Origin of the sequence: Bacillus sp. FJAT-27225, assembly GCF_001685025.1 — a bacterium.
Lineage (GTDB): Bacteria > Bacillota > Bacilli > Bacillales > Cytobacillaceae > Bacillus_D.
This window is the reverse complement of the sequence record NZ_MAYU01000025.1, coordinates 295363-317480: the sequence shown is the minus strand read 5'-3', so window position 1 is coordinate 317480 and position 22118 is coordinate 295363. Positions and strand designations below refer to the sequence as shown.

Here is a 22118-nt window from a genome sequence, read left to right as displayed (position 1 = left end):
AGAAGCCAATAGGCTTCTGTACTTAGGAATCCCCCACTTCAAGCAACTCGTATGAGTGCTAAGTGGTGGGTAGTTCAATTAATCCTTGTTGCTAATATGGCAGAGGAAGTTGGTGTTAAGTAAATTTCTGTTGCCAGCAATCCACTATGATTTAACCAATATTCCCTGACTGTATCGGGTTTCCCTTTCCATTCTTCTGGAAAGTGCTCTTCGGGGGTAAAATCGTCCATAAACAACATCCCTCCGACATTTAATGTTTGGAATAAAAGCTCCCCTTCAATCGTTTTTGCTGCAGCTGCATCCGCAAAAATGAATTGAAAAGGACCTTTTGGAATAACTTCTTTCCAATCTCCACTGATAAATTCGGCTTGGTTATGTTTTATATGATTGGAAGTTGCATCAATTTTTTCTTTTACATGATCTACGGTTAAAAATTTTACTGTTGGAGCAATAGATGAAAGAATCCAAGAACTCCCTACCCCAAAGCCAGTTCCAATCTCCAGGATTTTCCCTTGTGTTATTTGTCCAACCAGTACAGATAATAGTCTTCCGGCTTCATCTGAACAGGAATGTTCGAAATTATTTCTTCTGGCTAATACCTTGCTGGCCAGAACTAATTCTGGAATATATGAATTTGAACGATATGTTGTTGTCATTTGTATCCCCCGATTATGAAGAATTAACCGATTTAATGTGGTTTTTCGCTTCTCCCCATAGGATTAATCACCAGGCTATTTAAAAAATGGTCATACTAATAGAAATTCACCAGGAGAATACCTTAAAGATTTTTTTCTCCACCAACCTTTAATCTTTGGACAAACTGAATTTCTATAGCAGGCTCGCTTTTAAAGATAAAACCTGTTCGTAAGACGACAGAGTTTTAGTGTAGATTCCGAATATCTTCCCAACCATAGACGAGTTCGGATAGTTTCTTCCCTGCGATTTCTACTTCAAGGGCATCTATTTTCTTTCCACCCAGTGCTTCATAGAATAGGCGAGAACAATTGTCCTCTAAAACCAGAACAAGCATTGAATTTAATCCTAGCTTGTTAATGTAATTTTTGATTGGTTCGACAAGTGCCTTTCCAATCCCTTGTCCCTGAAATTCTTTTAAAAGATAAATTGCATATAGTTCCCCATCAAATCCCTTGTATTTTCCAGTTCTCTCTTTCCCGCCTGATGAAAAACCAACAATTTGCCCCTCACTACTTTCTGCTACATATACACCGCCCTCTGGAATGTTCCTATTCCATAACTGTTCCCGGCTTTCATATGTTAACTTGTTCAAGTATTCGTCTGGAACGATATTCATATAAGTTGTTTTCCAGGAGTCGACGTGTACTTTAGCTATTCCTTTTGCATCAGACAATACTGCTTTTCTAATATTAACGCTCATTATTCACTTTCCCCCATATCAGTCTTCCCTGTGTGTTTTATAAGGAATTCAACAAAGATAGTCGTTATCCTTCTAGATAAACACGAATCAAAAAAGGAGGTATATAAAACCCGGGGTAAATGTTGATTGTTTTCGAGCCATAATTTATAGTAAAACAAATAATACTTATTTGAATTCTCAATCAAAAAGGAGACCAACAAATGAAACTAGGTGCATTTTCAGTAAGTTTAAACGTGAAAGACATTCAGGCTTCAAAAGCTTTCTACGAAAAACTAGGATTTGAATCTTTTGGTGGTGACATCACTCAGAATTGGTTAATTATGAAGAATGAAAATTGTATAATCGGGCTGTTTCAAGGGATGTTTGAAAAGAACATCTTAACCTTCAACCCCGGCTGGGATCAAAATGCCAGAAATCTTGAATCGTTCACAGATATCCGGGAAATCCAAAAACAACTTAAGGCTGAAGGAATAAACATTCGTTCTGAAGCAGATGAAACAACAACTGGACCCGCTCATTTTTTCATTGAAGATCCAGATGGCAATCAAATTCTAGTAGATCAACATCGGTAAAAGAATCATTTCAGGACTTATTAGCCCCCTTATAAAGAATGTTTCCACCACTCTTTTAGGACTTCCTTATAAACAGGGCGGTCTTTTTTCTTTGTATGTATTTTTTATAAATCAATCTTCTCAATATTTAAAATAGTGCCGGTCCGTTCCATAAATGTAAACCGATATGTTTTACCTTCTTCTAGCCGAAATAGGTCAAGTAGCAGCGTTAGGTCATGTTTTTCCGTCTCTATTAATGCTATATCATTATTTGAGTAGCGCCCGCCTCCGGTATATACATCCACAACTGTAAGATTTTCTACCTTCACGACCCCATTTTTATAATCTTGTATATCTCGTATACTATTCATTGTTAAAGAACTCAATTCTTGAAAAATAAATACAGTCAAGGCCAGACAAATTATTCCCGTTCCTCCCCAGGCGGCAACTTGAGTTTTCTTTATACTTTGTGGATTTTTCAATGTGATCACGAGGCTGGCATATATAAAAAAGAGTAAGAGCGTTATCCCAGCCAAATATAAAAAGGCAGTTCCAATGGAATCGTAGAGAAATGCATGATAAAGATCTGCAATAAACCATTTTCTATAGCCAATAATAGCTCCACCTGACAAAGTAAAAATACCCATAATAATTAAAAAAACATATATAATTCTTAATCTCTTATTATTTGCAAGATCTCGTTTCACTTGTTCCGGGCTTTGCAAATTCCGCTGCTTTTTTCTAGACATGCCGACTTAAATCTCCCCTCTTTAAATCTTCTCTAGCTTATAAATTTTACCATAAAAAATACTAAACTTTGTTTCAAGTAGTCTGCCTGTACCATATTTTTTCTATTCTTAAAAAACAATAGCAGTTTGTCATTCTTCAGGGGTTAACTAGTTACCCCTTCGAATCAAGTAGTAGGGCTCGAAGGTGGACTAGTCTCCTAGATAACACTTTATTCCCATTCTCCAAGTAACTGGCAACTTTTCACTAGTACCACTACAGAATTTAACTAGTTACTCCACCAATCCAAGTAGTAGGGCTTGAAGGTGGACTAGTTTCCTAGATAATACTTTATCCTACTCTCCAAGTAAATTAGCAACTTTTTACTAGTACCACTACAGAATTTCACTAGTTACTCCGCTAATCCAAGTAGTAGGGCTTGAAGGTGGACTAGTCTCTTAGATAACACTTTATTCCTATTCTCCAAGTAAAATGGCAACTTTTCACTAATACCACTACAGAATTTAACTAGTTACTCCGTCAATACAAGTAGTAGGGCTTGAAGGTGGACTAGTCCACTTCACCACACTTTATTACCATCTTTCGAAAAAAACTAGCAGCTTTTCACTAGTCTTCCCGGGCTAAACTAGTTACTTTATTGTAGTGCCACTTTGAAGGTTTAGTACTAAAAGTAAATCTGCGCCAATAAAAAAGCGACGCATCTAAGTTTGCGTCGCTTTTAAGAATATGCCTAACTTATTAAAAAAGTGAGTTTATGCTGGGTCAAGAAATTCACTCCATGCTCCCCTGATAGTAATTAGATTCTAGCACCATTTAAAATAGATGCCCGTTCAAATTGGTGTTCAGCTTCCACTAGAGCCAGTCTTCTCTAAAATTTTTCTATTTTAATGAAGATAAGAATACATTTTGTGCAGCTTTCACTCCTGCGCCATGCTCAAACTGATAGGAGAAATCCTTCAAACCAGCTTCTATTAGTGAAACTGCTTGCAGGATATCACTAGGGAAACAATAGCCCATATGTCCAAATCTGAAAATTTTCCCCTGAAGGTGACCAAGACCACCGGCAAAATCGAGGTGATACTTATTTTTCAGATGTCCTAAAAAGGCTGCCAGGTCGACTCCCTCCGGGCTGTGGATCGCTGTAATGGTTGGTGAGGCAAATTCATCACTTGCCAACAATTCAATCGACAGAGCCTTCATAGCCTCCCGAACCATGTTTTTCATGACTTCATGCCGCTCAATTGTTTTCGAAAATCCCCCTTCCTCCTCAATTAAATCACACACTGCAGAAAGGCCTCTTATGAGTGAAATTGCTGGAGTATTAGGTGTCATTCCTTTTTCGGCCCATTCACGATAGCTTAATAAATTCAAATAATATGCAGAAGTACGATTGTTCTTAATCACTTTCCAGGCCCTCTCACTTACAGCTAAAAGGGCTAGGCCAGGAGGCAGCATCATTGCTTTTTGTGAACCTGTTACCAAAATATCGATACCCCATTCGTCCATTTCGGCAGGGGCTCCCCCTATACAGCTTACTCCATCGACGATAATTAAGGCATCGGAATGGTTACGTACGACTTCTGCCAATTCTTTAATAGGGTTTATGATTCCTGTAGACGTTTCATTATAAGTTGCAAAAACAGCCTTAACGTTAGGTAGCTGTTTCAAAAAATCAATCAGGTCTTCTGTTGTGCAAGCTTCGCCCCAATTTTTTGCTAGTTTATGTACCTTCAAACCATTTTTCTCGCATATTGAAACGAAATAATCCCCAAAGGCTCCAACTGTAATGACAACAACTTCTTCTCCAGGAGAAACCGTATTCACTACAGCTGCCTCTAATGCAGCCGTTCCACCTGATGGAAGAAGCAAAATATCTTGCTTAGTTCCGAAGATAGGTTTCACACGGTGGGTTGTTTCTTGATATAGCTTGACAAATTCCTCGGTTCGATGGCTAATCATATCCTGGGCCATTGCCAACTCTACTTTTTTAGGAATTGGAGTAGGTCCAGGATGTCTAAGGACTTTTGGATACATAATCATTTCCCCCTTTCGTTTTACTAAAATTAGTTTAGCATAATAATTCATAAAGGGAATTCTTGTGTCTGAATACAAAGATATTTTACTACTTGTGTATTGGTTATCCTAATTTTGCACCACTTTCAATAAAAGATTCTCCATACGACTCATATGTACCTGCGACACTTATTCATGTAAGCTCCTTTACTTGAGCGTGTATTCTAAAGAGGTAAATAAATTCCCAGCCTGTTACATTAGGCTGGGAAAGAATCGTCTTGACTATCGGAGTATTTGCATCCGTTTATTAAATAATGTCGGATAGGACAGAAAACCGAGCAGGATACTGGTTACGGCTGCCGTGCAAAGCAGAAGGAACAGAATTAACAACTGGAATTGTACTGCTTGGACGGGGTCAGCTCCGGCAATAATTTGGCCGCTCATCATTCCTGGGAGCTGAACGAGCCCGATTGTTTTCTGGCTCTCAATCGTAGGAATCAAACTTGCCTTAATGGAAGTAATTAAAGAGATATGAATGGCTTGCTTTGGTGTACCGCCGAGGGTTAAAATCAACTCTGTTTCATCATGTCTTGCCTCTATTTCTGCCGTAAAACGGTTTAAGAACAGAATCGCGAGAACCATTGAGTTCCCAACGACCATCCCGCTTATCGGAATAATATATTGCGGCTCTGCGGGAGTAATGTTAAAGCCTAGCAGGATACCTTGCGTGAGCAGCTCGATAAAAACAAAAGTGAGGATGAGCTTCCAGGTGATTCCTTGAATGCCAGCCCCATTTTTTCTTGCATTTTGAGTTGCGGCACCAATCATTAATGCCACCATGAGGATAGTATAGATAATATGTTCTGACTCGAATACGAAGGTCAGGATATATCCTACGATAAACAGTTGAACAATTGAACGGATGGTAGCGATCAGTATATCTTTTTCAAGTTCAAGCTTTAACGTCTTTGATAATAAAAGTGGGATGAGAACGAAGACAAGGCTAAAGGATAATGCCAGGTAGCTCATTGGATATCCCCCTTGACAAACTGTTTTACAAGCTCATTTTGTGGCTGAAGAAGAAGACTGCTCTCTCCGGACTCCAACAGCTCCCCGTTCATAATCACCCATGTTTCATCCCCGATCTGTATAGCCTGCTCCAGATTATGAGTTATCCACATCATCGTTACGTGAAACTCTTTGTTAATTCGAACGATTAGCTCCTCGATATCTTGCTTCGATACCCGATCGAGGGAGGATGTAATTTCATCGAGCAATAAAATCTTTGGCCGGTTGACGAGGGTTCTCGCTATGGAAACCTTTTGTCTTTGGCCGCCGGAAAGGTCTTTTACGTCTCTCTTCAATAGATCCTTTTCCAAACCCACCGATGTGAGAAGTTCAGCTGCTTCTTCCTCTGGCAATGTTCCCTTTTTTAGTGTTCGTGGCAGTGCCAGGTTTTTATATATACTGCCGCTAAGCATTGTTGCGCTTTGTAGGGCAAGGCCTACATTTCTCCTAAGTTCGGTCGGCTCGTACTCTTCAATATTTTTCCCTGATATCCGGATGTCTCCTTTAGTTGGTGATACCAGTCCATTAATCAGCCGGAATAATGATGTTTTACCCGCGCCAGAAGGGCCAACAAGTGTCGTGATACTTCCTTTTGAAATGGATCCTGTTATATCTTTTATAATATTTACCGATCCAACTGAATAATGGACATGCTCAAGTTCGATAGCCTTTTCTATTGATGCATTCATTTGCGATTCCTCTTTCGTTTCTTCTATGTTATAGGCACCTATGAAAAACTGTACCCTTAACAACTATCATAAAACAGAAGGTTTAGAAACTAAAAAGCAGTGGATTTCATTTTAGCCATGAAATCCACTGCTTGTTCTGTATTTAATAAATTCTGTCACCGTTGAAAATCGAGTTTTTCACAACCACATAGTCAACATTTCGAATAGCCGAAAGCTTGTTTCCTCCTGCATACGAAATCGACGATTGAAGATCCTGTTCCATTTCAATAAGAGTGTCCTTTATAGGGCCTCTATACTCAACATGCATCTTTTTGCCTTCGACGTTTCTTTTTTCGCCTTTTTGAAACTCGGAAGCTGATCCAAAATATTCTTTATACAGCTTGCCGCCAATTTCAATGGTTTCACCTGGGGATTCCTCGTGGCCGGCAAACATGGAACCAATCATCACCATTGATGCCCCAAAACGGACGGATTTTGCAATATCACCATGCGTACGGATTCCGCCATCAGCAATAATAGGTTTGCTTGCTGCTTTGGCACACCATCTTAGTGCTGCCAGCTGCCAGCCGCCAGTTCCGAAACCGGTTTTGATTTTTGTTATACAAACTTTACCCGGTCCAATCCCTACTTTAGTAGCATCGGCACCAGCATTTTCAAGCTCCCTTACCGCCTCGGGAGTTCCGACGTTCCCTGCAATGACAAAGCTTTCTGGAAGATGCTTTTTGATATGATGAATCATCTCGATGACCGCATTGGAATGGCCGTGCGCAATATCGATTGTAATGTACTCAGGAGTTAGTCCCTCCTCAGCTAATTGAGTAACAAAACGATATTCCTCATCTTTAACCCCAACACTAATGGAAGCATATAGTCCGCGAGCATTCATGTCTTTTATAAAATCAACACGTTTCTCCGGCTGAAATCGATGCATAATATAGAAATAATTATTCTCTGCAAATTTAACAGCAAGGCTCTCATCAATAATGGTTTGCATATTTGCTGGAACGACTGGCAACCTGAACCTCCGGCCTCCAAACTCGACAGATGTATCGCATTCAGAGCGGCTTTTTACGATCGACTTTGCTGGAATAAGCTGAATATCTTCATAATCAAATACTGTATCCACGTCTAAACTCCCCTTTAAATCTTCATTGTTGTACTTCATCAGAGTAATTTAAATAAGTTTTCCATCCTCAATCACAATTAACAGTCTAATATGCGAACATTATATTGTCAACTTAATTAATCGTTCGTTTTTTCGTTTAAATACAAACTAAGTGTGGAAATCTTAAACATAATCCTTTGTAGTCAACATTCCTTCAGAATTTTTAAAAACGACAAATTATAATAATAAGGTTTGATTTTGCGGTGCTTTACCAAAAATTTAACCGATATGACTGTTCTTTTGACATGGTAAATAGCATACAAAAAAGCAAAACTCACCTTAAAAAAATTGGTGAGTTTTTTTGTTATATATTCCGGTTTTTCTTCGAGTTACCCAGTACCCGATAGTTTAATAAGCATCCTTTTGTTGAATCAATTAGTAGCTCAGTAACTTACCCTTCCTGACAAAAATGGATTTCATTAAACCATTATTCAAATTTTTTGGCAAAATGGCCTTTCTCCAAAATTTCATCAGCGTTCATAAATGTCCATTCGCTTATAGGATAAGCAGGATTTTGTTTCAAAAAATCTTGCATCATTCCGTACCCAATTCTGTAATCAGACCATTTTGGGATGATCCGGTTTCCTCTATTCATCTCAGCCAAGTCGTTAGTGTTAAAAGAATATCGTCTCTCTTTTGCCCAATTCCAAATAGCCTGCTTTTCTTCAGGAGATAATTCATCTGTCCAAGGAGCGTTAATTTCAGGAAAGACCAAATTTGCAAAAGAATCCGCTTTGCCCTCTGTTATAACATAATCAAACAAATCTCTTTCCTGCTGTTTCTTTTTGGTTAAGTAAACAGTATGATGGTATTCATGTGCCAACGTATATTTGAGGATGTCTTCTTCAAAATTTTGCGGTGCTATATGTAAGACAATTACTTGATTAGTCGTTGCAAATGCTAAAACTCCGCTCATTTGGCTAATGATGGCATATTGGTCCGGATTAGCCGGAAACAAATAAATGGTTGTCTTCTCTCCCTTTAGAAGCAAAGATGATTTCTCTAACCCTTCCGTTATTAACCGAATAAAGTTTTCGTACTCCTCATCCAATAACCGTATAGATTCATTCAGTCGGTTTACATTGAGAGGAGCTGCGAAATTATACTTATCCTTCAGTCCAAGTCCTCCATTTTCACCAAACGCCTCTTTACGGAAGGGTTCTACAACTGTTGATATGTACAAATCTTTATGATTAGCATTTGAATCCTCTTTTACCTTTCCAATGTAGTCAAGTAAAGGATTAAAAACCGGTACAATTTCAAACTCTTGTTCTCCAATATTAAACTGTGTTGGAAAAGCATTTTTAATTGTATACCCTTCGGTGTTATCAACATTCCTTGAAGTGGATATTTCCTTTTTTGGTGGTGTTATTGTTGTCGAAGCCCTATCTTTAACACAACCAGTTAAGAAAGATGAGATTATTAAGAGAATTAGAAATAGATGTCTATATATATTTAACACCCCATTTTTTTATGAAAAACAATAAATAAGAAAATGACGTGTGCAAATCCACACGTCTTTTCAACTGTCATGTATCAATAAGCAGCCAAAAACCGAAACCTTTATCTTTAAAAAATCCGTTCGTTTTTACGCTCACTATTCATTTCTTCCTTTATGTAAAGAATTATAGCAGCAATCGGTTATTGCCGAAATTGATTTGTGTACCTTTTAATCCAATCCATATCAATCGGTCCATTTACAACTGTATAATAATTCCCGTCGTTAAGAAAAAGAAGCCGATTCTCATAAATGTGAGCGATTATAGGTTTACCGTTTTCGTAGATTGTAAGGTTGAATCCTCTTTCGTTTGACACATCGGGATTCCACTCATCGTCCTTCATTCTTTTAACTCGGTATTGACTAAAAAAGTCATTTAACTTTTTTGCATGGTCTGCTTGATCGGTCCTCGCTTGGTACTGCTCTACACCTTCATTAAAAACTAAATAGTCGAATTCCGATAAATCAGAGCCAATTAGATCGTTTAAGCCTTTTTCTTTATAATCATTGTACATTTTAATAGAGAAAAAAATGATGATTCCTGCAAGTCCGATAAGCAAATACCTTCTATTTTTCATTTAACTCCTCCAGAAATACGCCCATTTTAGTCAAAAATACTCCAATATAGTTGGGTCTTATCCGTGCAATAAAAGCCTTCCAGATTGCATAAACTCACTATTCTATGTACTGTTTCCTTGTCTGAGCACAAAAGAGAAAAATGGCTGTCCCAATGTGTCGTCAGCAAAATACTCGCATCATGAGTAAAAAGATTGACTCTCTGATTTCCAAAAGGATTATTGTCTTCGATTACATCCTCAATATAGTGCAGTTTCCGTTCCGTCCCAAATTCATCTCCGCACCATATCCACTCGTGCCCTTCCTGTTTAATGGCCTCCAACATTTTATTAAACAGAAGTTCTGAAAAATATCCTTCAGATGGTACGATCAATTTGTTTTTTTCACAAACCTCCTGGATCACGTGAGCTGCTTCCTTACCGGCAAATTGCTGGTTTAATCCGCCTATATATGACCTGAGTCCGATATCCAACTTTTTGTGGCTTTCAATTGAAGACAAGGCCAGGAAGTCTGTCCAGGAAATTGGTTCACAATGTGTGGAGATAACATTTTTCCCGAAATACTCTTCATCGTTCCATTCCATTGTTTTAGGCTTTATAAACGGGTGATATAAAATAAAGACCTCCTCAAAGACGCCTTGATAGAACTCCTTAATTGGTATATCTTCCTTGGCACATACAGCATATCTATGAGGATCTGGCATTATTCTTGAATCTGACATTTGCTCCCCCTCTTGTTTTTTGCTCTTATTGATTTCCAATTATTTTCCTTAAATAAAGGATTCGCCAAAAGGTGCTTGAATCCTCCCTGAACCCACGCATAGTCTATAAAAATGTGTCGATATATATTCCAAGCGCGTTAGTTTTCTAAAAAAATGGCGCTTTCCTTATTTCAGGAAAGCGCCTTATTGTTGAAGATTCTTGTTTAACGATTACTCAGAATAAGTCGCTTTTAAACAATAGACTTTTTGATACTTAGCTGTAAGATTAATCCCTTATACCCCCCAGGTTGAGAGACACCCATACATCCTGTCAATGGCTAAACGGTGGCTTTACGGACCATGAAAAACGAAAGCAGAACATAGATAACCGCGCCAACAAACAACCAAGAAGCTAATTGAGCGGCAGAATATCCGCTTAGCCAATTGAAGATGTCCATCCACCAGCCGTAATACGTGCACAAGAAGCCAAGCACCGACCCGGCAACAAAAACAACTGGAAACAAAATGAACAGACCGATTCTCCCAAATCGCCTGTATACGGCGACAATGGCGAATCCAAGGTAGGTCATATGAAACGTTATCGCGAATATGGTCCACCACCGTTCCACCAGGGGACCTTCACTCAAATAAGGAAGGTTGAAAAAATGCAGTCCGACTCCCCAGGCCCAATCACCCTCCACGAACGAAAGCCCCATAAGCACAGCAGAACTACCCAAGCAAATAACGGTTACCATCATGAGAGTCCCAAGAAAAAAGTCCGTTCTACTGATGCTCAGTCCTAGTGCAAACGGAAAGCTTTTCGCCAGCATAAGAATCCCTACAACCAACATACAAATAAAGATGGAAGCCAAACCTCCTGTATAAAATCCTTTTTCCGGATGGACTATCCATCCGACCATAAGGTTTACTAAAAAAGAAGGAAGCAATACAAAAAACCATGGAACGATCAACCAAGTAAATTTATCCTTGGCATGAATTTTCATTACAGTCGTAATTTGATTCATCGGATATCCACCGCCCTGTGATCAGAATTTTGTTTGGTCAAATGAACGATCAATTGTTGAAGTGATACCGGGGTAAGCTCCAGCCCTAGTAATTCGGCCTGTTTCCGCTTTTCAGTATCCAGACTGCCAATTACGGTTGCCGACAAAAGGCCGCCGAGTGGTTTTCGATCAATCATCTCCTGCCCGGAAAGGAAAGATTCTACTTTATCCGCCAGACCTATGGCGCTATAAGCTTTCCCGCGTATGGCATCCGCATCCTCATTTAGGATAAGCTCACCGCTATCGATGACAATTATATGCTCTAAAATCCGGCTCACCTCGTCGATTAAATGCGTTGACAAAACGATTGTTCTAGGGTGCTCCGCGTAATCCTCAATCAGCCGATCATAGAACAACTCCCGTGATACAGCGTCCAGCCCTAGGTAAGGCTCGTCGAACATGGTCAGAGGGGCGCGGCTCGCCAAACCGATGATGACGCCGACGGACGAAAGCATACCTCGTGACAACTTCTTTATCGCCCGTTTCAGAGGGATACGGAACTCATTAACCAATTGATCAGCAAATTGCTTATCCCAATTGGGGAAAATAATCGAACACAACTCCAGTACGTCGATGACTCGAAAATGGTCTGGATACTTCTGACTTTCTTTAATAAAACAAACTTGGCTCAATACACGATTGTTCTCATATGGAGCCTCTCCGAACACGCGTACCTTCCCGCTTGTCGGAAATAACTGGGCCGTCAGCATGTGCATGATCGTTGTTTTGCCCGCGCCGTTTCGGCCTAGCAATCCGTAAATTTTTCCAGCTTCCATTGTAAAGCTGACATCGTCGACTGCATTGATGCCGCCATATCTTTTGGTCAGTCCTTGGACTTCAACAATATTCTTCATTTTGTCGCTTCCCCTCTCCGAATCATATCTGACAATTGGTCTTTGGAAATACCAAGTTTTTCTGCCTCGCGAATCATCGCAACAACATATTGTTCGTAAAAACTCTCCTTCCGCTTCTCCATCAGCCTTGCTTTTGCACCTGTCGCCACAAACATGCCTATCCCCCGCTTTTTGTACAAAATATTATCATCCACTAGCAAATTAACGCCTTTGGCTGCCGTTGCCGGATTGATTTGAAAAAACGATGCAAATTGAGTCGTTGACGGCACTTGCGATTCCTCCGGTAACCTGCCTTCAATAATATCGTCTTCGATCAGCTCGGCTATTTGCACAAAAATCGGACGGCTGTCGTCCATTGTAAACACCATAATACACACCACCACATTGGTTAATTACTTATGTAATTAACCATATAACATATGAAGCGTTAAGTCAACGGATATTCGCCCAAAACATTATTCTGTTAGAATCAAAAGTAGTCCTCAAAAAATAGACAAATAGGAACTTCACCTTTCCAATAACAATGAACTCAATAAAAAGATGCCTTAATCCACTTGGATTAAGGCATCTCTGATTGTTTGGATGGCTATTTTCATGCTTGTACTTATTACACATTATTTTTATGAATGTAACGTTTGCTCTTGTTTTTATAAAAGGATACGAGGCAATTCAATCAGGAGGCTTTCTTACCACTGAATTATAGTATTCGAACAAAATTTAAACTTACAATACAAACAGATACAGCTATTGCCGAATTTCCTGTCGATATCTTAATCCAGGTTCTAAATTTTCGTCAAATATTTTATAAAAATTAGGAAAGAATAAATTTCATGATTCAACAAAAAGCCCTGAAAGGCGGTTCATTTACAATATGGGTAAACTAAAAGCTAAATTATGGACAAACCAATATGTCATTATTATTTTATTGTCATCGGTCATGTTCGCTTCTTTTTATATGATCACAGCGGGTTTCCCAATTTTCGTATCATCTATTAGTAATAATCCTGCAATTGCAGGAATCATGACCACGACCTTGATGTTAGCATCATTGGTTACACGCTTCTTTGCCAGTGTAATTATCCAAAAAGTGAATATGAAATTGCTCCTCATTATCTCACTTGTATATTTTTCGGGAACAATCGGTCTTACTTTAGTAAATCAATCGATTGGTTTTTTAATTTTCATTCGAGCGCTGCAAGGTATTGGATTTAGTATGCTAACGATTTTAGTTTTTACGATATCAAGTAACATTGTTCCCAAATCCCGGCTGGGTGAGGGCATTGTTTTTTTCGCAATGTCGACTAGCGTTGGAACGACAATGGGGCCATTAATTGCGATTTCATATCTGGCAAATTACTCATTCCGTTCCATGATGATATTAACTCTGGGGCTTATGGCTTTTTCATTAGTCTGCAGTTTCTTTACAAAAAATAATACGATTAAACAAGAAGAAGAACCGCAAAAGGAGACAAATAAAGAACCTTTTTATAAGTACATGTTCGATAAGCGAGTTCTTCTTCCAAGTATTTTGGTGGCGCTCAATTATATGGCAATCGCAGGAACGGTCAATTTTATAGGAGCGTTTGGAAAAGAAATCAATGTCGGGGGAAAGATTTCACAGTTTTTTATTGCACAAGCAATTGCAATGGTTTTAGTTCGATTTTTCTCTGGAAAAATTTTTGATAGATGGGGCCATCGGATCCTCATTATTCCGGCCGCTATCTCAGGTGCTGCTGGGTTGGTCTTATTGGGCTTTTCTACTGGTATGATGATGGTTTGGGTTTCAGGAATATTATTCGGAATCGCTTACGGAGTCATCCATCCAACTATCCAGGCTTGGGCATTAACACTTGTTCCGCCGGACAAAAAAGCAACCGCCAATTCGATGCTTCTTATATTTATTGATTTTGGCTTAGCGGTTGGATCTGTAGGTCTCGGGTTTTTAGCAAAAAATGTTGGATACGGCATGACGTTCAGTTCCTCTGCAGCGTTTATGGTCGTTATTCTGTTATTGTATCTCATTGGCAGCAGAAAAAAGGCACCAACCGAAGCGAATAAGAAAAAACAACCTGAACGAATCAAATTAGCATTCGAAGGGGATTAACTATAACAAACTGGGGTTGTACCAGTGTCACCATTGACATTTGGTACAGCCCCATTTCAGGTTTGCTCATTAAAGTACTTTCCAATAAATGCTCATATCGATGCAAAAAAGGCTCATATGAGGCTCATAAGTGAGGTGATTAGGCTCATATAATTGGTTTTTGGCCTGCCTGATTTTACTCATCCAATCAAATGACATGATCCACCTCATTCCTTTCCTCCGAATAAAATTTCCAGAAAACCAAAACTATAAGAAACAGACTGTTGGAAGAATTAAAAAGACATTCAACACGTACCTATAAATGCATGTTGATTGATTCAACTCTCCTTATATATTGGGTTATTTTTCTCATTACTTAGCTTTACTAAAATTCAATCAGAAAAAAATGGAGAACACATTCCATAGAGAATGTGCCAGGATTGGCACCAATAAGTTGCTAAACCGAAGGGCAAGAATACCAAGGGCAAGGCCTAACAGCAGCGAACTAAAAACAGCGGAATGGATAAAAGCAAAGAGAAAGGAAGAAATGAATAACATTGCATAACGTAATGTTCTAAAAGGGATTAAAAGAAGTAACCCTCTATAAAAGAATTCTTCATCAATGGGGACAATGATGCAGGTAATGATAACATATTGGATATATTCCTCAAACCGGAAAGGCAGCAAATAAAAAGAAAAGGGCTGGTGCAGCAGTAAAACAACTAATGCCATCGCCCCGAATATCCAAAAGTAGGTTTCTTTCTTTTTTAGGGGTGATACACTAAAAAGATGCTGGTACTTCCTGCCTGATAAAAAAAACGCAATGACTAAAAACAGTATTAATATTATTCTATTTTGCAGTTGGGAATTAAAAGTACCCTCTGGCAACGTATCGGTTATGATTATAAATTGCTCGGGTAATTTAATACCCCGGAGGAAATATCCAATAAAAACAATTAATACAAAAAGTATGATTTTTCCCGTGATATTAAAAATGGAGGTACTTGGATTTGGTTTATTTAGTTGTAACTTCAACAGAAATCTCCTTTCATCTAAACTACTAAATTATATATTCGTTAAGGTAATCCTTTTTCACATTCAGCTGACTTGCTTTTTTAAATAAAAACTGCGATATAGGCATTCACAATGAACTGTATCATAAATCGATATCGCTGATTTCTTGAGCCTTTTGCTTTGAATAATAGTATGCCTTAACAAATCCAAGAGCAAGGAGGGAAAGAGTTCCATTAAATAAAGCAGAGAAGAAAGCTAAACCAGGGACCTCATAAATTACGGAATAGATATAGCCTATCAACATACTTAGTATAATGACCACAAAAAAAGATATGACCCTGGGAAAAAGGAAACCTAATAGTCCACTTAAGAACATAACGAATGAACCCATAATGAAGAAATGGAAGCTAAAAACCACTAAGTATTCCAAGAACCTCCTCCTTTAATCGTTTACTTTATAAATTCTCCCAAAAAACGGAAATTCCTTTTTCGAATGTTGTCAAATGCCAGGTGAACTTCATTATTAATTCAAGTACTATTCGTGAGTATTTTAATAGCCGCCTTGAATTGCAGATTTTTGTTTGGCATAAAAGGAAACACCCATATTACTAGTCCTCTTTTTTTAAAAAAGGTATACTGTACTTGTGTGACAAGATGAATTCCCACTAGGAGATGAAATAATGGCTAATATCGGTGTACCGGGAATGATTTTGATCCTTATTGTGGCGCTGATTGTATTCGGTCCTAATAAATTGCCAGAGATAGGCCGGGCTGTAGGTAGGTCGATACGTGAATTTAAACGTGCCTCGGAAGGACTTACAGAAGAGATAAAAAAAGAAATTACAAAAGATGACAATCGCCCAACTAAATAGATACGGAAAAGGCGCCATACCTTCGAGGTTATGGCGCCTTTTTGGTTTGGTTTTCTTAATGTCTGTTTCTATTTGATAATCCTCCTTTGATTTTGGTTCTTTTTCCCTTTCCCTTATTGTCTCACCATGGTGGATCTTCTTCTATCTCTATATCACAATAACTGGCCTCTTCTTCGCTATTAAATGAATCATCCTGAACAGTCTCATCAGCATTACCGTCGTCAATTGTTTTCAAATCGTCTTCCTCGTTTTTTGCCATTTCCTCTTTTTCTGCTTTCATATTTTGTATGTCTTCTTTCAATTTTTCTGTTACTTCATTAGGAATCGCATCTTTTCCGTATGTTGCTCCTATATTCAATGCACCGCTCAACTGATTGATACCAAGCTGGCCAAAGGTATTATTTTGCTCGTATTTGTCCAAGTATACTTTATCTATATATAATGTCTTATAGAGTAGCCTCTGTTCGGTTGTTTCAGGACTTTCGGGAGTTTCTGAAGTATTGTTAATTAAATATTGGTACTGGGCCGAAAGCTCGTCCATCTTTCTTAAAAGCCCGGCCTGTACTTCATTGACCAGCAGTAAATTGTTTTCAATGGCAGTGATTTTTCCGTTAAGCGTCAAAAACGCTTCATTTATTCTACCTTCCGATTCACTACTCTCTTCTCGTATTTGTTCGAACCGGATTCTATGCCGGATACTACTTTCCATTTCCGTGCGATTCTCCCGTTGTAAAAGAGCGGAAAGCAGTTTTTCCATAGACTGGACTTTTTCCTGCAGTCTTTGTTCCTTTTCGCGATATGAGGCTGTTTTTTCTGAAAGTATCCCCTCTATAATGTCTGTAATCCGCTTCTCAAAGCCGATTTCCCCCTCATCCTTCACCTTCCTTTTTTCGGTGTCAGAATGTGGTTTTCTGTTTATTTCCGGCTTTTCTTTTTTAAGCATCGATGACCTTACCTGCTTTTCAAATGTAAGCAGGCTCTTCATATTGACTTCAAATGTGTTCATTCTTAAGGTTAGCTTTTCTATTTCTTCAGCACTGGTTTTATGTTCATCCTTTTTGCTTTTTGGATTGAATATCTCTTTTATTGACATAGCAGAACCCCACTTTGTCTTTTTTGATATTAAAATTTAGGCAAATAGTTTCTTCTGCGAAGTGGGTGTTATTCTATTGGCACTTGCTCATCTGATTTGAATTGCCGATGATATCTGATAATAAGCAGTCCATTCGTAAACTTTGCCCGAATTTGGTCTGGGAAAGTCGGCTCAGGCAGCTGGATGATTCGGTTAAACTCCCCTTGATATCTCTCCTGTTGGACTGGTTCTCCTGCAGCTATCTCGTTCCTGTTCCCTTTTATCAATAATTTTGTACCCGAAACAGACAGTCTGATTTCCTCTTTCATATAACCAGCCAAATCAGAGATTACAAAAATTTCATCATCCGTCTTGTATATATCTGTGGGAGGGAATCCTTTCGCTTGTGTTGTGTCAGCTCGAGATTGGCCCGCCCATCCCATATCGAGATTGCTTTTCATAAATTCTTCAAAGGAGGACTGTTCAAATATATCGCTCCAAAAATTAGAAGATTGATATTTTTTCGCCATATCCATCCATTGCATTATCTTATTCATATCCATGATGGATCCTCCTTGCTTTACATAAGCCTGCCCCTTATAGATAAGTATGTTGGTTTGTCTTAATTCATGCGTTGCTATCAGGCTTTCATGCTGGCTTTCCAGACACTGTCACAGGCATCATAATTCTCCCTTCAGGCGCATAGTCTATAAAAAACTAAATAAAAGAAGGAGGGTGGCACGTTGTTTCTCCCGACCAATATCACTATTAAAGGCATTAAATTAAACAATACCGACCACCTAAGTACTGTTTCTTTTAATTCAACAATAAAGCACAATCGGAATGTGAGCGCAAAGAAAAACCAGGGATTTGGCCAGCAGCATGCTGATGGTTGCCTGAGGATTTTTGTATCCACATCAATCAATGATAACGAACCGTTCGATAGTTTTTCAGGAAAAGCAACTAAATAAGGGGGATTATGATGGCCGGTCCGGTACCTTTCATCAATATAAATATTAATATTATTAAAGTGAATTCATTTGAAAATGCTTCAGCCATCAATGTCGGTCAAAACCTGCTGGCGGAGTGGCACAACTCCGACAAAAAAAATATGGGACTCGGCCAGAACATGGGAGACGGAAGCAACTTTTTTGGTACGAGAAGCTTTGTGGATGACCGCGACCAGCTTGATTCCAATACCACCTTTGAATCTGCCAATCTTCCTGCCCTCTAAGGAGTGATAATCATGTTTGCCCCAGTTACCCTTAACCTGTTAGTCTTCAAGATTAATGCCATTGATAACGGCGCAGTTGTGAACCTCGGCCCAAGCCAGCATCTGGACGTGTTTGTTTCTTATAAGCGGAACCAGGGAATTGGTGAGCAAAACGGCGATCTATCGCCAATGTTCCTGACAAATTCGATTGTATTAGATATGGATTTGGTCGATAGCCCCTCGGTAAAAAATAGCGTTATTTAAAACGCCTGGACTAATGGAATACTATCATTTCAGGTTAGGAGTGTTTTCATGGTATTTATCTCACCGATGGTCATAAACGTTCTTGGTTTTAAAATCAATACAGTAGACAATGGAGCCGTGACGAATATGGGTTCGCTTCAATTAATCGATCAGCTGGTAACATATAAACGGAACCAGGCTTTTGGCGAGCAAAACGGTGATTTCTCCCCTTCTGCTGTTCCGACCGCAACCGTTTTTGATCAGGATGCAGTTGACAGCAACGCCAATAAAAACAGTGTTGTTTAAGTTCAATATACAAAAACGCTCAGAGCCTCTCTGAGCGTTCATTGATTCTTCAGGTATTATTTATAGCAAAAACGACTCCAATTCCTATTATTACTCCAGCAATTATATGATAATTAATTTTCAACCCGCTCTTTCAACCAATGTAAAATTTTTATTTATCGGACACGTTTATCACTTATACAGTGCCAGAATGGATAGAAAAATACATATTCCCGCTGAAATACATAAGATAACTGAAGTTCGAAGATTTCTCCTGAATTTAAAGGCATATGCACAAAAAAAGATTGCGGCAGCTAATTTGGAGCTGCTTTGAAAATATGCTTTATCTGAAAAAAATGAGCTGCTTAAAATAATTGAACTTAATAATGTTGAAGAAATGAGTATTTTAAACCACAAAGGCTCATTTAAGAATTGTTTAAACATAACTTTTATCCACTGCATTAAGGAATAACTCCCTTCCATACACTTCCTGTCGTATTAACATATGATGTATTCCGTTTGAGTAATACTTTCCTTTTGCAATGATATGAAGAAACTCCTGTCAGAAAGGCTAAGGAGTAATGAAAGTTAATCATCCCTCTTTTAAAAAAACCCTCCTAAAAGAACCTAATGAAAGATACAAGTATATGGATACTATTTATTATGATTGTCACTTATGTTAGGAAAAGCACAGCCAAATAAATATAACTAAAGAAACGTCCAAAAGGGTTGAATCTTTCCCATTCGGATGTTACTAAAACTAGACCAACCATCCCGATCGTAAGAATAAAAAACAATACATAGATTTTTTCTGTTATAGAAAAAAATGTTTTCATATTGTATCCTCACATTCCTGCCTATTGCTTCAATTTACTGTTTTTCCATACATCATAAATATTTTTGCAAAGTTGAATGAAGAATAAATTAAAATTTTGCAGATTCCGATTCAACCTTATTTTACCAGATTTTATTTTACTAAGTTGTTATAGTTTTCTAAACCTGACCATGTCGATGAAAAGTCACTTCTCCTTGTGAGGTTGCTTTCTCTACTTTTTTCACTCTCATAAAAGAGGCAAACTATTCGAATCTTATAGGGGAAAGCGCTATCATTATAGTGAAAACCCATACTATCCAATTGGAGGTTCGATATGAAAAAGTTTCGTAGGCTCAAAATCGCTACCCTGCTAACCCCGTTGGTTTTTGCCATGCAGCCAGCTGACTCGACTGCATCCACTTCAACTCCAGCCAAGGAAACCACTAGTCCAGTTAAACAGCCACTTGAACTCTTTCAAAATCCGATTGTTGGTGACGGTGCCGACCCTTGGGTTGTCAAACATACCGATGGCTACTACTATTACACTCAAACTACTGGAGGCAACATCACCATTTGGAAATCCTCAACTCTATCCGACATAGCCAATGGCGAACGAAAAGTGGTTTGGGAACCAGAGGCTGGAGCCCCTAACCGCTATCATATGTGGGCACCCGAGTTTCATTTTATTAATGGGAAATGGTACATATACTATGCCGCTTCTCCGTCTGAGTCTACAACCGAAAAGCAAAGAATGTATGTACTGGAATCGGAGGGTTCGGATCCATTTGGCCCTTATCATCACCCTGAAGGAACGCATTTTGGAAAAATCACTGATCCTTCTGATAAATGGGCAATTGACGGTACGGTTCTTGAGTTGAAGAACAAGCTTTATTTCGTTTGGTCTGGCTGGGAAGGCGATACCAATGTCAGCCAGCATCTTTATATCGCGCCAATGAGCAACCCTTGGACTATCAGTGGTGAACGGGTCGAAATCTCCAGACCGGAACTGCCGTGGGAGAAAATCGGCTTCCCTCTAATTAATGAAGGGCCACAGGTGCTAAAAAACAAACAAGATGATACATTCATCGTTTATTCGGCAAGTGGCAGCTGGACTGATGATTACAATCTGGGTATGTTAACCTTTACTGGAGATGATCCTTTATCTAAAGCTTCATGGACAAAGAATCCAGAGCCTGTTTTCAAGAAAAAACCTGCTCTTGGTGTATTTGGCCCTGGCCATAATAGCTTTGTCAAATCCCCGGACGGCAAGGAAGATTGGATTGTCTACCATGCCGCCAAGTTCAGTGGAGCGGGCTGGAACCGGAATGTGCGCATGCAAAAGTTCGACTGGAATAAGGACGGAACGCCAAACTTCGGAGAGCCGGTAGCAATCGATACACTGCAGCCAGTCCCTTCAGGCGAATCCAAAGGGAAGCTGGTTCCTCCCCTTCCTGGTGAAGTCTATCAATTTGAAGCTGAAGCTGCGACGGTTCACAATGCACGGATTGTCCATAACACTAGTGCTTCAGGCGGAGCAAAAGTCGGCCACATCGACTTTGAGGATAGCTATGTAGAGTTTGATGTCGAGGTTCCTAGAGGTGAGTATCTCTTAAAAGTCAGATATTCCAATGGGATGGGAGATACAGCAAGCCACCTTGTGTCTGTTAATGGCGGGGCTCCGCGTGAACTCCATTACGTAAGCCATGGCTGGGATACATGGAAAAATGCCGAGATGGATGTAACACTTAACAAGGACAAGAATACAATCAAAATTTCGAAGGGCCATCTATTTTCTGAAATCGATTCAATTGAGCTGATTCCTAAGGATTCGAAGGTTGCACGATATGAAGCAGAGCTTGCAGACATCAAAAAGGCCGTCGTTGCAAACGACTCCCTGGCGACCAATTATCAAAAAGTAGAAGGTGATGATAAGAGTAAAGTTACCTTCCCGATTGAGATTGAGGAACCAGGCACCTATGAGCTGAAAATACGATATAGCTCGAACGAGACGGGTTCCCATAAGGTTTTTGCCGGAACTGGATTAGCAGGTACAGTTGATTATCACCCTACAGAGCAAGGTTTGTGGGAATATGCTTCCATCCAAGTTAAGCTAAAGGACGGTGTCAACCAAATTACTTTAGGTAACGGCAGAGGATCTGTTCAGATCGATCATATTACACTCTCGCCTGTTAAATAATGAA

Annotated in this window: 25 protein-coding genes; 8 read left to right on the top strand and 17 right to left on the bottom strand. The window is 39.1% G+C overall.

The annotated features are described in order from the left end of the window. Positions 1-74 precede the first annotated feature (74 nt). Positions 75-656 carry an O-methyltransferase gene (locus tag A8F94_RS24085; RefSeq protein ID WP_066206926.1) on the bottom strand — a complete coding sequence of 194 codons (582 nt, stop codon included), beginning with the start codon at positions 654-656 and terminating at the stop codon, positions 75-77. A gap of 224 nt (positions 657-880) precedes the next feature. Next, positions 881-1396, bottom strand: a complete 516-nt coding sequence (locus A8F94_RS24080; protein ID WP_066206924.1) for a GNAT family N-acetyltransferase — start codon at positions 1394-1396, stop codon at positions 881-883. 200 nt (positions 1397-1596) lie between these two features. Here A8F94_RS24080 and A8F94_RS24075 point away from each other — a divergent pair, with 200 nt between their 5' ends. Then, positions 1597-1968, top strand: coding sequence for a VOC family protein (locus A8F94_RS24075; protein WP_066206920.1), 372 nt, complete (start codon positions 1597-1599; stop codon positions 1966-1968). A 104-nt stretch (positions 1969-2072) separates the two neighbouring features. On the opposite strand, the gene A8F94_RS24070 is transcribed toward A8F94_RS24075, so the two are convergent. The 11 genes from A8F94_RS24070 to A8F94_RS24020 all read right to left on the bottom strand — a co-directional run bounded on the left by A8F94_RS24070 (position 2073) and on the right by A8F94_RS24020 (position 12689). Further along, on the bottom strand, positions 2073-2696 hold the full coding sequence (locus tag A8F94_RS24070; protein ID WP_066206917.1) for a hypothetical protein: 624 nt from the start codon (positions 2694-2696) through the stop codon (positions 2073-2075). Between the two features lie 877 nt (positions 2697-3573). Further along, entirely contained in the window at positions 3574-4728 is a 1155-nt protein-coding gene (locus tag A8F94_RS24065; RefSeq protein ID WP_077247901.1) for a pyridoxal-phosphate-dependent aminotransferase family protein, read from the bottom strand. A 261-nt stretch (positions 4729-4989) separates the two neighbouring features. Then, positions 4990-5736 carry an ABC transporter permease gene (locus tag A8F94_RS24060; protein WP_066206913.1) on the bottom strand — a complete coding sequence of 249 codons (747 nt, stop codon included), beginning with the start codon at positions 5734-5736 and terminating at the stop codon, positions 4990-4992. Further along, entirely contained in the window at positions 5733-6464 is a 732-nt protein-coding gene (locus A8F94_RS24055) for an ABC transporter ATP-binding protein (protein ID WP_066206912.1), read from the bottom strand. The genes A8F94_RS24060 and A8F94_RS24055 overlap by 4 nt, the downstream gene beginning before the upstream one ends. Before the next feature lie 142 nt (positions 6465-6606). After that, the gene (gene guaC, locus A8F94_RS24050; RefSeq protein ID WP_066206909.1) at positions 6607-7590 is read right to left on the bottom strand and encodes a GMP reductase; all 984 of its coding nucleotides are present in this window, start codon (positions 7588-7590) and stop codon (positions 6607-6609) included. A 466-nt stretch (positions 7591-8056) separates the two neighbouring features. Beyond that, positions 8057-9091 (bottom strand): DUF2268 domain-containing protein, encoded by a 1035-nt coding sequence (locus tag A8F94_RS24045; RefSeq protein WP_066206906.1) that lies wholly within the window; start codon positions 9089-9091, stop codon positions 8057-8059. Between the two features lie 179 nt (positions 9092-9270). Further along, the gene (locus A8F94_RS24040; protein WP_066206902.1) at positions 9271-9705 is read right to left on the bottom strand and encodes a hypothetical protein; all 435 of its coding nucleotides are present in this window, start codon (positions 9703-9705) and stop codon (positions 9271-9273) included. A gap of 26 nt (positions 9706-9731) precedes the next feature. Continuing rightward, on the bottom strand, positions 9732-10424 hold the full coding sequence (locus tag A8F94_RS24035) for a DUF2711 family protein (RefSeq protein WP_066206899.1): 693 nt from the start codon (positions 10422-10424) through the stop codon (positions 9732-9734). A gap of 317 nt (positions 10425-10741) precedes the next feature. Beyond that, entirely contained in the window at positions 10742-11428 is a 687-nt protein-coding gene (locus A8F94_RS24030; protein ID WP_066206897.1) for a hypothetical protein, read from the bottom strand. Then, positions 11425-12321, bottom strand: a complete 897-nt coding sequence (locus A8F94_RS24025) for an ABC transporter ATP-binding protein (protein ID WP_066206894.1) — start codon at positions 12319-12321, stop codon at positions 11425-11427. The genes A8F94_RS24030 and A8F94_RS24025 overlap by 4 nt, the downstream gene beginning before the upstream one ends. Next, complete coding sequence (locus A8F94_RS24020; RefSeq protein WP_066206891.1) at positions 12318-12689, bottom strand: GntR family transcriptional regulator; 372 nt, start codon at positions 12687-12689, stop codon at positions 12318-12320. Before A8F94_RS24020 ends, A8F94_RS24025 begins: the two co-directional genes overlap by 4 nt. A 503-nt stretch (positions 12690-13192) precedes the next feature. Between A8F94_RS24020 and A8F94_RS24015 the strand changes: the two genes are divergently transcribed. After that, positions 13193-14425 (top strand): MFS transporter, encoded by a 1233-nt coding sequence (locus tag A8F94_RS24015; protein WP_077247900.1) that lies wholly within the window; start codon positions 13193-13195, stop codon positions 14423-14425. Positions 14426-14800: 375 nt separating this feature from the next. On the opposite strand, the gene A8F94_RS24010 is transcribed toward A8F94_RS24015, so the two are convergent. Then, a complete protein-coding gene (locus A8F94_RS24010) occupies positions 14801-15439 on the bottom strand; it encodes a CPBP family intramembrane glutamic endopeptidase (RefSeq protein ID WP_066206886.1) in 639 nt (212 codons plus the stop codon). Between the two features lie 121 nt (positions 15440-15560). Then, positions 15561-15848, bottom strand: a complete 288-nt coding sequence (locus tag A8F94_RS24005) for a hypothetical protein (RefSeq protein ID WP_066206881.1) — start codon at positions 15846-15848, stop codon at positions 15561-15563. 247 nt (positions 15849-16095) lie between these two features. Between A8F94_RS24005 and A8F94_RS24000 the strand changes: the two genes are divergently transcribed. Continuing rightward, positions 16096-16290, top strand: a complete 195-nt coding sequence (locus tag A8F94_RS24000) for a twin-arginine translocase TatA/TatE family subunit (RefSeq protein ID WP_066206876.1) — start codon at positions 16096-16098, stop codon at positions 16288-16290. Between the two features lie 121 nt (positions 16291-16411). Here A8F94_RS24000 and A8F94_RS23995 read toward each other — a convergent pair whose 3' ends face one another. Then, positions 16412-17383: a hypothetical protein gene (locus tag A8F94_RS23995; RefSeq protein ID WP_066206873.1), complete on the bottom strand. Its 972-nt coding sequence runs from the start codon at positions 17381-17383 to the stop codon at positions 16412-16414. Between the two features lie 68 nt (positions 17384-17451). Continuing rightward, the gene (locus A8F94_RS23990; protein ID WP_066206870.1) at positions 17452-17925 is read right to left on the bottom strand and encodes an Hsp20/alpha crystallin family protein; all 474 of its coding nucleotides are present in this window, start codon (positions 17923-17925) and stop codon (positions 17452-17454) included. Positions 17926-18105: 180 nt separating this feature from the next. Here A8F94_RS23990 and A8F94_RS23985 point away from each other — a divergent pair, with 180 nt between their 5' ends. The 5 genes from A8F94_RS23985 to A8F94_RS23965 all read left to right on the top strand — a co-directional run bounded on the left by A8F94_RS23985 (position 18106) and on the right by A8F94_RS23965 (position 22114). Continuing rightward, entirely contained in the window at positions 18106-18333 is a 228-nt protein-coding gene (locus tag A8F94_RS23985) for a hypothetical protein (protein WP_066206868.1), read from the top strand. Between the two features lie 11 nt (positions 18334-18344). Further along, positions 18345-18596, top strand: a complete 252-nt coding sequence (locus A8F94_RS23980; RefSeq protein ID WP_066206863.1) for a hypothetical protein — start codon at positions 18345-18347, stop codon at positions 18594-18596. Between the two features lie 9 nt (positions 18597-18605). After that, entirely contained in the window at positions 18606-18839 is a 234-nt protein-coding gene (locus A8F94_RS23975) for a hypothetical protein (protein WP_066207014.1), read from the top strand. A 48-nt stretch (positions 18840-18887) separates the two neighbouring features. After that, positions 18888-19124 carry a spore germination protein gene (locus A8F94_RS23970; protein ID WP_066206861.1) on the top strand — a complete coding sequence of 79 codons (237 nt, stop codon included), beginning with the start codon at positions 18888-18890 and terminating at the stop codon, positions 19122-19124. Between the two features lie 1127 nt (positions 19125-20251). Further along, a complete protein-coding gene (locus A8F94_RS23965) occupies positions 20252-22114 on the top strand; it encodes a family 43 glycosylhydrolase (protein ID WP_066206858.1) in 1863 nt (620 codons plus the stop codon). Positions 22115-22118: the final 4 nt, after the last annotated feature.